8 protein-coding genes and 1 pseudogene are annotated in these 9,487 nt (G+C 71.8%); 3 read left to right on the top strand and 6 right to left on the bottom strand.

All coding sequences use genetic code 11. The features are described from left to right. Positions 1-1,502 (top strand): signal recognition particle-docking protein FtsY (gene ftsY / locus D7V80_RS38365; protein ID WP_233586041.1); only part of this gene is annotated, 1,502 nt, incomplete at its 5' end. Between the two features lie 6 nt (positions 1,503-1,508). Here ftsY and D7V80_RS38360 read toward each other — a convergent pair. Continuing rightward, entirely contained in the window at positions 1,509-3,353 is a 1,845-nt protein-coding gene (locus tag D7V80_RS38360; RefSeq protein WP_120592774.1) for a M1 family aminopeptidase, read from the bottom strand. 50 nt (positions 3,354-3,403) lie between these two features. On the opposite strand from D7V80_RS38360, the gene D7V80_RS38355 reads away from it, so the two are divergent. Continuing rightward, complete coding sequence (locus tag D7V80_RS38355; RefSeq protein WP_120592773.1) at positions 3,404-4,000, top strand: hypothetical protein; 597 nt, start codon at positions 3,404-3,406, stop codon at positions 3,998-4,000. A 55-nt stretch (positions 4,001-4,055) separates the two neighbouring features. On the opposite strand, the gene D7V80_RS38350 is transcribed toward D7V80_RS38355, so the two are convergent. Next, on the bottom strand, positions 4,056-5,069 hold the full coding sequence (locus D7V80_RS38350) for a PEGA domain-containing protein (protein WP_120592772.1): 1,014 nt from the start codon (positions 5,067-5,069) through the stop codon (positions 4,056-4,058). A gap of 82 nt (positions 5,070-5,151) precedes the next feature. On the opposite strand from D7V80_RS38350, the gene D7V80_RS38345 reads away from it, so the two are divergent. Beyond that, positions 5,152-5,679, top strand: a complete 528-nt coding sequence (locus D7V80_RS38345; protein ID WP_199738962.1) for a hypothetical protein — start codon at positions 5,152-5,154, stop codon at positions 5,677-5,679. Positions 5,680-5,780: 101 nt separating this feature from the next. Here D7V80_RS38345 and D7V80_RS38340 read toward each other — a convergent pair whose 3' ends face one another. From D7V80_RS38340 to D7V80_RS38325, 4 genes and pseudogenes are all read right to left on the bottom strand, one after another. Continuing rightward, positions 5,781-7,304, bottom strand: a complete 1,524-nt coding sequence (locus D7V80_RS38340) for a cellulose synthase family protein (RefSeq protein ID WP_120592770.1) — start codon at positions 7,302-7,304, stop codon at positions 5,781-5,783. Between the two features lie 317 nt (positions 7,305-7,621). Continuing rightward, positions 7,622-8,599, bottom strand: coding sequence for a D-alanine--D-alanine ligase (locus tag D7V80_RS38335; RefSeq protein ID WP_120592769.1), 978 nt, complete (start codon positions 8,597-8,599; stop codon positions 7,622-7,624). Between the two features lie 304 nt (positions 8,600-8,903). After that, on the bottom strand, positions 8,904-9,197 hold the full coding sequence (locus D7V80_RS38330; RefSeq protein WP_120592768.1) for a hypothetical protein: 294 nt from the start codon (positions 9,195-9,197) through the stop codon (positions 8,904-8,906). 2 nt (positions 9,198-9,199) lie between these two features. Next, positions 9,200-9,487: pseudogene (locus D7V80_RS38325) on the bottom strand (PEGA domain-containing protein); the annotation flags it as partial.

The raw sequence follows: 9,487 nt of genomic DNA, 5'->3' as shown, positions 1-9,487 counted from the left end.
CCCCCGCCCCTACCCCCGGCGGCGGGACGACGCAGCCGGGCACGGGCACCCCGCCGGACACCGGGCTCACCGGCGGCGAAGTGGTGGGCATTGGCGGCGCGGCCCTCTTCGTCGTCCTGGCGCTCGTCGCGGCGCGCAAGCTCTTCGGCAAGAAGCGCGTGCCGGAAGCCCCCAAGAAGCCGGAGGCGGAGGCGCCCCAGCTGCCCGCGGAGCGCCCCGAGCTGCGCGTGGAGCTGCCGCCCAACGAGGCGGAGCTCGCCCGGCGCCGGGACCTGGATGACGCCCACGCGCGCATGGACGAGCTGCGCCGTGAGCGCGAGACGGCCTCGTTCGCCGCCCACGCCGCGAAGGACCCGGCGGAGAAGGCCCGGCTGGAGGCGCAGGTCCGCGCCCTCAAGGAGCGCGAGGAGGAGGCCAAGCGCGTCGAGTACCGCGCCAAGAAGGCGCTCGACGACGAGACGCGCGAGCGCCGCAAGCGGGAGCAGGTGGAAGCGGTGCGCCTGCGCGACGAGGCCATCGCCCAGGAGGCCGCCCAGGCGGAGGCCGCCCGTCAGGCCGAGGCCGCCGCGGCGCGCGCCAAGGTGGAGGCGGAGGGCGGCCGCACGCTGGCGCAGGGGCTGGACCGCACGAAGAACCAGGGCTTCATGGCGCGGCTCAACGGCCTGTTTGGCGGCCAGCGCACCATGGACGAGTCCGTCCTGTCGGAGCTGGAGGAAATCCTCTTCACCGCCGACATCGGCGTGCGCACCGCGGACCACCTGGTGGAGGTGGCGCGCGACAAGCTCAAGCGCGCGGAGCTGAAGGACCCGGAGCGCATCAAGGGCGCCATCCGCGACGAGGTGGCGCGCATGGTGGACCTGCCCGTGCCGCGTTCGCTGGAGGGCGGTGGCCCGCCGCACGTGGTGATGGTGGTGGGCGTCAACGGCGCCGGGAAGACGACGACCATCGGCAAGCTGGCCGCGCAGCTCACCGGCCAGGGCAAGAAGGTGGTGCTCGCCGCGGGTGACACCTTCCGCGCCGCCGCCACGGAGCAGCTGGACGTGTGGGCCAGCCGCGCCGGCGCCCAGCTGGTGACGGGCCCGGAGAACGGCGACCCGAGCGCCGTCATCTTCGAGGCAGTGAAGAAGGCGAAGGACGAAGGCGCGGACGTCATCATCGCGGACACCGCGGGCCGGCTGCACACCAAGGCCCCGCTCATGGAGGAGCTCAAGAAGGTCAAGCGCGTGATGGACAAGGCGCTGCCCGGCGCGCCCCATGAGGTGCTGCTCGTGCTGGACTCCACCAACGGGCAGAACGCCATCCAGCAGGCCAAGCAGTTCCACGAGGCCGTGGGCGTCAGCGCCATCGCGCTCACCAAGCTGGACGGCACCGCCAAGGGCGGCGTCATCATCGGCATCTGCGACGAGCTGAAGCTGCCCGTGGTCTGGGTGGGCGTGGGCGAGAAGATCGCCGACCTTCGCCGCTTCGAGCCGCGCGAGTTCGTGCAGGCGCTGTTCGACTGAAACGCCCTACTGCCCCATCAGCTGGGGCAGGAGCTGCTCCAGCAGCTGCTGCGTCTGGGCGTCCAGCTTCACGCCGCCCATGCCCATGTTGCCGCCCATGGCCTCCATCAGCCCCTGGAGGTCCGCGGCGCCCAGGTCCTCGTCGCCATGGGCCTCCTCCCACCAGTGGGTGCGCAGCTGCGTCAGCGCCTTCGCGTTCGCGGGGCTCGCCTTCGCCAGCTCCTGCGTGAAGCACGCCTTGCACGCCCACTTGAAGCGGTACGTGTCCACGTACGCGCGCAGGGCCTTGAAGAAGGCGCTGTCCCCCACCAGCTTGCGCGACGCGTGGTGCAGCAGCGGTGCCTTGCCGTACACGAGCGCGCCGTACTCCAGCTCGCCGCCGTCGAAGTCGCCCGTGGGCCGGTCCGCGCGGCCGTCGCTGCCGCCCGCCATGCGGAAGAACTGGTAGGGCATCACCAGGGCTTCGTTGCGCAGGGACTCGGCGGCCTCCGGGCCGTGGGCCCATTCCATGTAGAGGAGCGCCGCGTACTGCGCCAGGGACTCGTCCACCACCGGGTCGCGGATGGGGTCCGAGCCCACGAGCCCCGCGAAGTACTGGTGCGCCACCTCGTGCGCCACGGTGAACTCCAGCGTGCGCTCCAGGGACGCGCCCACCTGCGAGCTCACCTGCGCCAGCATCCCCGCGCCGCCCTGCGCGGCCAGCAGCTCCTGGAAGGCCTCCATGCCGGGCATGCCCACCAGCATGGACAGCGGGTCCTGCTTCGCGCGGTAGAGGGACGTGCCCACCGTCACCAGCCCCGGGAACTCCATGCCGCCCGCGCCGCCGCTCAAGGGCGCCTGCACCACGCGGAAGTGGGTGTAGGGCAGCGGGCCCAGCCGCTTCTCGAACTCCGTCAGGGCCTGCGACGCGTACTTGAGCACGCGCTTGCCCACCGCCGCGTCCCGCGCCGCGAAGTGGCTCTCCACCGTGACGCCGTTCACCGTGGCGGTGGCGGACTGGTAGCCGCGCGTCACCAGCACCGGGAAGTCGCGCACCGCCGCCGCCGCGAAGCTGTAGCGCACCCGGCCGTCGCGCTCGGGCACCGCGCCCATGGGCGTCCCGGTGGCGTGCGCCGCCCAGCCCGACGGCACCGTGAGCGTGGCCAGCACGTGCGCGGGCTCGTACAGCGCCAGGTCTCCCGTGCCCTGCGGGCCGGCCCACGGCTGGCCCTGGTCATCCACCGGCGGCACCTGAGGCACCACGCCCACCAGGCTCACCACGTCCGCCGTGGCGGAGAAGGCGCCGTGGTCATCCGAGCCACCCTTCGCGCCGCCGCCCAGGAGCCCGCCCGAGCCCAGGAGCGACTCCGCGCCCGGCGCCGCCTTCGGCACCGTGCCCTTCAGCGCGACCTCCAGCGACACCGTGCCGCCCGGGGGAACCGGCGGCTCGACAGCGATGCGCTGCAACGTGGGCTCCGGTCCCAGCTCCAGCGCCACGGCCTTCCCGTTGAGCTTCGCGCCGGAGAGCGTCACCTGCCGGGAGCGGGTGTTGGGCGTCAGCCGCAGGAACAGCTCCGTCACCGGTCTGGGGCCCCTGGCCACCAGCTCCACCTGCACCTTGCCCCAGACGCGCCGCTCCTTCGGCTCCACCTCCAGTTGCACGCGGTAGAGCGGCACGGACTCCAGCGGCCCCAGCGCCTTCGCGGCCCGATCCCGCTCCTCCGGCTTCAGGTGCTGGAGGCACAGCTGCACCTCCGGCGCCACGCTGCCCGCGCCCGGGATGGCGGGAGCGGCGGGAGCGGGAGGTGTCGCCGCGGCCACGGGGCCCGCGACCAACGCGCACAGCAGCCACCATCCGGGGAGGGTCCGCATGGGGGCATGCTAATTGACCCCGTCCAGGGCCGCTCGCTACAAGCCTCCGGGTGCGCCACTCGCGAACGTTGACCCTCTCCGCCGCCGCGCTGAGCCTCCTGGCCTGCGCGAAGCAGGTTCCCCCGTCCACCGCCGCCGCGCCGCCCGAACCGCGCTCGGTCCAGCTGCTGACCGCCACGCCGGAGCGTGAGACGGCGCGCCTGGAGCAGCGGCGCGAGGACGTGGAGGTGGACACCCGCGAGGGCGAGCGCACGCCGCGCGTCGTCGCCACCAGCGAAACGCCGCAGCTGCTGCTGGACGGCGCCAAGGCGAGCCTCTGCGGGGACGCGGCCTGCACGCAGGGCTTCGCCGTGGACAACTTCCTGCTGCTGGAGGTGCTGGACACGAAGGGGAAGGTGTCGCGCCGCGCCGCCGTGGGCTTCGCGGACAGCGTCTTCATCGGCAACGAGCAGGTGGACAACGTGGGCCGGCGCGCCTTCAGCTTCGAGCCCAACGAGGTGGACCTCAGCGCCCTGCTGCCGGAGTCCGAGCCCTTCCGCCTCCGCGTCACCGCGCTTGACTACTGGGGCGTGGGCCGCGTGACGAACGTCTTCCTGCGGCTGGTGCCCGGCGCGGGCCGCGCCGAGGACGACCTGCGGGGCCACTGAGCGGCCCCGAAGCCTTCGCATACGGAGCGGACGTGGGCGTCCGCTCCGCGCGGGGTCAGAAGCGCACGCCATTCGCGGGCATCGCCGGGCGCAGGCCCGAGAACCCGATGTCGCCGTCACACGTCCCGCCGCACACTTCATTCGGGGTGAGCTCCGCGGGGCCCCGGGTCATCGCGTAGGCGCCAGCGCCCGCGGCGGCGGCCACCACGCCCACGCCCACCCAGACGTACCACTTCTGGTACCAGGACTTGCTGGTGCTCTCCTTCACCTCCGGCGGCTGCTCGGTGCCCAGCGCCAGCCCCGGCTGGTCCACCGGCTCCGGGGACTTCGAGGGCTCCAGCACCGTCGAACGCGGCGTGTCCTCCGACTGAGCCGCCACCGCCGTCGGGGTGTCCGAGGAGGGACGCATCTGCCCCTCCACGACATAGAGCTGTCCGGCGCGCACGGTGATCTTCTTCACGTCCTTGAGCCCCGGCGCGCGGAACTCGATTTCGTGCGGTCCCTGGGACAGGGGGTAGTTGTCGATGGGGGCGGGCCCCACGCGGTTGCCGTCCACGAACACCACCACCACCCCGCGGGGCACGTCCGCGCGCAGGGTGGCGAAGCCCGTGGCCGCGTCCAGCGCGATGAGCAGCTCCGTCGTCAGGCCCGGCACCAGCGTCACCTGCTGGATGAAGTCCGCATAGTTCTGACGGCGGGCCACGACGGTGTGCTCACCCGGCGCCAGCTCCAGCGGCGTCTGCGGGTTCACCTCCTGGCCGTCCACCGTCACCTTCGCGCCGCGCGCGTTGCTGCCCAGCTTGAGCGCGAGCGTGGCCTTCGCGGGGGCCGTGTCCTCGGCGGTGGCCGTGGCGGCGTTCTTGCCCTTGCGCTTCACCGTCGGCTTCGGCGGCGTCTTGCGCTTCACCGCCGGCTTCGGCGGCTTCGCGGGCTTGGTCTTGGTGCCCTTGGGCTTCGTGGGCTTCGTCTCCGAGGGGCCCAGGAGATCATCAATGTCCTGGGCGAACGCCGCGGACGGCAGCGCCAGGGTGGCGACGAGCGACAGGATGGCGAAGCGGCGAAGACTCATGTCGCCCGAAGGTTAGAGAGTCATCCCAGGGGAAGCAAACACCGTCCCACCGGGCCGTCCGTTGGGAGAATATCCGCGCCCCATGCACCGCGCCCTCGTCACCCTCCCCCTCGGCCTCTGTGTCCTCTCGCTCGCGGCCTGTCCGGGCAAGGCCCCACCCCGGGTGGAGACCTCCATGGCCTCCGTGCCCCCGCCCATCCACGTGCCGCCCGGCTGTGAGAAGAACCTGGCCGGCGACTACCACCACGCGCAAAACCCGGCCTTCCGCTACCTGGGCCAGGACGACGGTCGCACCCTCTCACTCGCGGTGGTGCGAGCGTGGGCGGACGGCGGCATGGAGTCCGCGGACGCGGGCTCCGTGGGCATCGTCCTCACCCGCACGCCGGAGGGCTTCGTGGGCGAGACGCGCGCCACCGGCTTCAGCGCCTCCGGGACGCCCTGCCCCGTCGCCTTCCCCACGGAGGCCGTGGCCTGCACCGACGCCGGCCTCACGCTGAGGGCCGCGTCCAGCACCGCCATCGACGAGGGCTGCCGTCCCGCGACCTCCGGCCCCGCGCCGGTGCGCCAGGAGCAGGTGCTGCTGCGCGGCGCGCCCGACGCGGGCATGTAGGCCGGAAGCCCTGGGAAAAGCACCGCGCCGCCCTCCCCACCCTGTGAAGTCCAGGAGGGAAGCGGCGGCGCGAGGTGGACAGCGGAAGCGGTGCGAACGGCTCAGGCCGCCTGACGCGGCTGCTCCTCGGAGGGCGCCACGGCGGGAGCGGCGTCCGGCGCCTTCGCCCGGCCCGCCAGCCCCTGCAGCAGGCTGGACGCGCCCACGTAGAGGAAGCCCGCCAGGAACAGGATGATGAAGGGCACCGACGTGTAGATGCGCGAGTCGATGGCGAACCACAGCGCCCCGGTGAAGTACGCGGCGAAGAGCAGCTCCACCACCGGCATCAGCGTCTTGCTGCCCCGGTAGCTCTTCTTCACGGCCTTGACGCTCTTGCCCTCCGCGCCCGTCTTCGGCGTGCGCGCGAAGCCTGACTGCTGGTTGAGCAGCGCCTCGCCCACGGCCTTCGCGTTGTTGATGGCCAGGCCGATGCCCAGGCTCATCAGGAAGGGCAGGTACTTGAAGCGCTCCCAGCCCTTCACGCCGCGCTCGCGCTGGGCGGCCACGTAGAAGACGCAGACGCTGGCCGTCGCGGTGATGAAGAACGGCAGGTCCAGGAACAGCGTGCCGTACAGGCCGTGCTGGAAGCGCACCACCATGCTGATGGGCATCAGCACGGACAGGAGCACCATCAACAGGTAGGCCATGTTGTTGGTGAGGTGGAAGAAGGCCTCGCGCTTCACCAGGAGCGGCAGGTCGCTCTTGAGGATGGTGGGGAGCAGCTTCTTCGCCGTCTGGATGGAGCCCTTGGCCCAGCGGTGCTGCTGGCTCTTGAAGGCGTTCATGTCCACCGGCACCTCCGCGGGGGAGATGACCTCCGGGAGGAAGATGAACTGCCAGCCCTTGAGCTGCGCGCGGTAGGACAGGTCCAGGTCCTCCGTGAGCGTGTCGTGCTGCCAGCCGCCCGCGTCGGAGATGGTGCTGCGGCGCCAGATGCCCGCGGTGCCGTTGAAGTTGAAGAAGCAGCCGGCGCGGTTGCGCGCGGTGTGCTCGATGATGAAGTGCCCGTCCAGGAAGATGCTCTGCGCCTGCGTGAGGATGCTGAACTCACGGTTCAGGTGGCCCCAGCGCACCTGCACCATGCCCACCTTCGCGTCCGCGAAGAAGGGCACCGTGCGCATCAGGAAGTCGGGGCTGGGGACGAAGTCCGCGTCGAACACCGCCACGTACTCGCCCGAGGCCAGCTTGAGGCCGTTCTCCAGCGCGCCCGCCTTGAAGCCCTGGCGGTTGACGCGGTGGATGTAGACGATGTCGTGGCCCTTCTGACGGTGGCGCTCCACGCACGCGCGCGCGATGCCGCACGTCTCGTCCGTGGAGTCGTCCAGCACCTGGATCTCCAAGAGCTCGCGCGGGTAGTCGATGCGGCACACCGACTCCACCAGGCGCTCCACCACGTACATCTCGTTGAAGATGGGCAGCTGGATGGTGACCTTGGGCAGCGCCTTCAGCGTGCCATTGGGCGTCGGCAGCTTGAACTTGTGGCGGTAATACAAAAACGCCATGCGGTAGCGGTGGGAGCCGTAGACTCCCAGCACGCTCAGCAAGCTGAAGTAGACTGCCAGGAAGATGATCTCGACGGTGGTCATCGGTGACGCTCAGCCCCTCCCGCTGGCACTGGCGCCAGCGGTCCTACCAGACGTGGCGGCATGCCGACCGACCGCTCACGCTGACCGCCGCCTGTGGGTCTGCTGAGCCCCGCCCCGTATGTGCCCGAAAAGACAGGGCTTTGACCTTCCGGCTACTGATCGCCGGCGGACAATAGGGAGCCACCCGGGTCGTGTCAAACTATTCCCCGGATTCGAGAGGCTTTGAACGGCGGTTTTGACGCAGGTTGTCACCCCCTCCTTCCCTGCGTCGGGGCGCTGCCGGGACGACGTCCCAGGTGCTCCGAGCGGCGGAGGACCTAGCGCGCGACGCGCAGGGGCACGGGAGCCGCGGGCGCGAGGGCGGGGCCTTCCGCGACATGCGACTCGTCACGGGTGGCGCGGTCCAGCACGCCCTGCACCAGCGCGGGGAAGTCCAGGCCGGCGCGGGCGGCGATCTTCGGCAGGAGGCTTACGGGGGTGAAGCCCGGCAGGGTGTTCACCTCCAGCACCACGTCGTTCTCCGTGTCGGAGCACATCAGGTCCACGCGGCCGTAGCCCCGGCACCCCAGGGCCCGGTAGGCCGCGAGCGCGAGCGACTCCACGTTGACGCGGCGGACGTCGGACAGGCGGGGCGGGAGGAAGTACTGGGCGCCGCCGCCCTTGTACTTGGCCTCGTAGTCGAAGCCCTCGCGCGGGTAGGACACCTCGCAGCTGCCCAGCACGCTGTCGCCGAGGATGCCCACCGTCACCTCCTGGCCCTGGACGAAGCGCTCCACCAGGGCCTCGCCGCCGAAGCGGCACGCCTGGACCACCGCGGGCACCAGCGCCCCGGCGTCGTGCACCACGGACAGGCCCACGGACGAGCCGCCCTTCGCGGGCTTCACCACGCAGGGGAAGCCGCTGTCGCCGTGCAGCTCCAGCGCGCGCTCCGCGTCCTCGCGGGCCACCCGGTAGCCCCGGGGCGAGGCCAGGTTGTGCAGCTGGAAGAGCTTCTTCGCCATGGGCTTGTCCATGGCCAGCGCGGAGGCCAGCACGCCGGAGCCGGTGTACGGAATCTCCAGGAGATCCAGCAGGCCCTGCACGCGGCCGTCCTCGCCCATGCGGCCGTGCAGCGCGAGGAAGGCCACGTCGATGTCCGCCGCGCGCAGCGCCCGGTCCAGACCCGGGCCCGCGAAGACGCGGGTGACGGTGTGCCCCAGGGTCTCCAGGGCCGCCACCACGGCCTCCCCCGTCTTGAGCGAAATCTCCCGCTCCTCGCCCCACCCGCCCATCAGCACTCCCACGCGCTTGCCCATGTCGATGATGCCTCCTTGGGCCCGCCTCAGAGCACGGATGATGCCACGCACCGGAAGTGCTCCCCGGCGCTGACGTCGCGTTCAAGCGGCTGGAATCACAGGGGTTTCCCGCTGGCGCCTGGCGGCAGGCAGCCGTGTCCGGCGGGACACGGCGCGGCCCGGTGGCCACGTGCGGGAGTGTTTACAGGGCGCCGCGCCCCGGGGCCCCTGGAGACAGGGACGCAAGGCGCGGCGGCGACGGCACCCGGGGCCCGTCACCGGCGCCGTGACTGGCGACCGGTGACGTCAGGCCCGGGGTGGGACTTCAGCCGCCGTCGGGCAGCAGGCCGCCATCCGTGAGGCCGGCGTCCGTGTCGTCACCAGCGTCGGTGGTGCCGGCGTCACTGGTGCCGGCGTCACCGATGCCGGCGTCGGTGGTGCCGGCGTCGGTGGGAGTGCCGTCCTCGGAGGTGCAGACCTCGTCGCGGCAGACGTAGCCCTCCAGGCACTGGCCGCGGTCGCAGGGCTGCCCTTCGGGGTCGAAGCTGACGAGCAGGCTGCAGGCGGACAGGCCCAGGACGAGGGCCGAGGGAACGATGAGCGATGAAAGGCGGCGCATGGCTAGTAGTTCCGGAGATCGTCTTCGTCGAGCTTGGGGCGCTTCTTCTCTTCCTCGCGCTTGCGCCGGGCCTCTTCCTCCGCCTTGCGCTTCGCCTCTTCGTCCGCCTTGCGCTTCGCCTCTTCGTCCGCCTTGCGCTGGGCCTCCTCGTCCTTCTTGCGCTGCTCCTCCTCGCGCTTGAGGCGGGCCGCCTCCTCGCGCTGGCGCCGGGCCTCGGCCTCACGCTCCTTGCGCGTCAGCTTCTTCGAGGGCGGCGGCGCGGGCGGCGGCGTCGGGGGCGGCTCGAAGAC

The organism is Corallococcus sp. CA054B, from assembly GCF_003611625.1.
Taxonomy (GTDB): domain Bacteria; phylum Myxococcota; class Myxococcia; order Myxococcales; family Myxococcaceae; genus Corallococcus; species Corallococcus coralloides.
The sequence above is the reverse complement of the archived record's forward strand: the minus strand, read 5'-3'. Positions and strand labels throughout refer to the sequence as shown.

Excerpts from the sequence above, each read along its gene's own strand:
- D7V80_RS38350 (WP_120592772.1), bottom strand. The coding sequence starts at position 5,069 with ATGAGTCTTCGCCGCTTCGCCATCCTGTCGCTCGTCGCCACCCTGGCG.
- D7V80_RS38335 (WP_120592769.1), bottom strand. The coding sequence starts at position 8,599 with ATGGGCAAGCGCGTGGGAGTGCTGATGGGCGGGTGGGGCGAGGAGCGG.
- D7V80_RS38360 (WP_120592774.1), bottom strand. The coding sequence starts at position 3,353 with ATGCGGACCCTCCCCGGATGGTGGCTGCTGTGCGCGTTGGTCGCGGGC.
- D7V80_RS38345 (WP_199738962.1), top strand. The coding sequence starts at position 5,152 with ATGCACCGCGCCCTCGTCACCCTCCCCCTCGGCCTCTGTGTCCTCTCG.
- D7V80_RS38330 (WP_120592768.1), bottom strand. The coding sequence starts at position 9,197 with ATGCGCCGCCTTTCATCGCTCATCGTTCCCTCGGCCCTCGTCCTGGGC.
- D7V80_RS38340 (WP_120592770.1), bottom strand. The coding sequence starts at position 7,304 with ATGACCACCGTCGAGATCATCTTCCTGGCAGTCTACTTCAGCTTGCTG.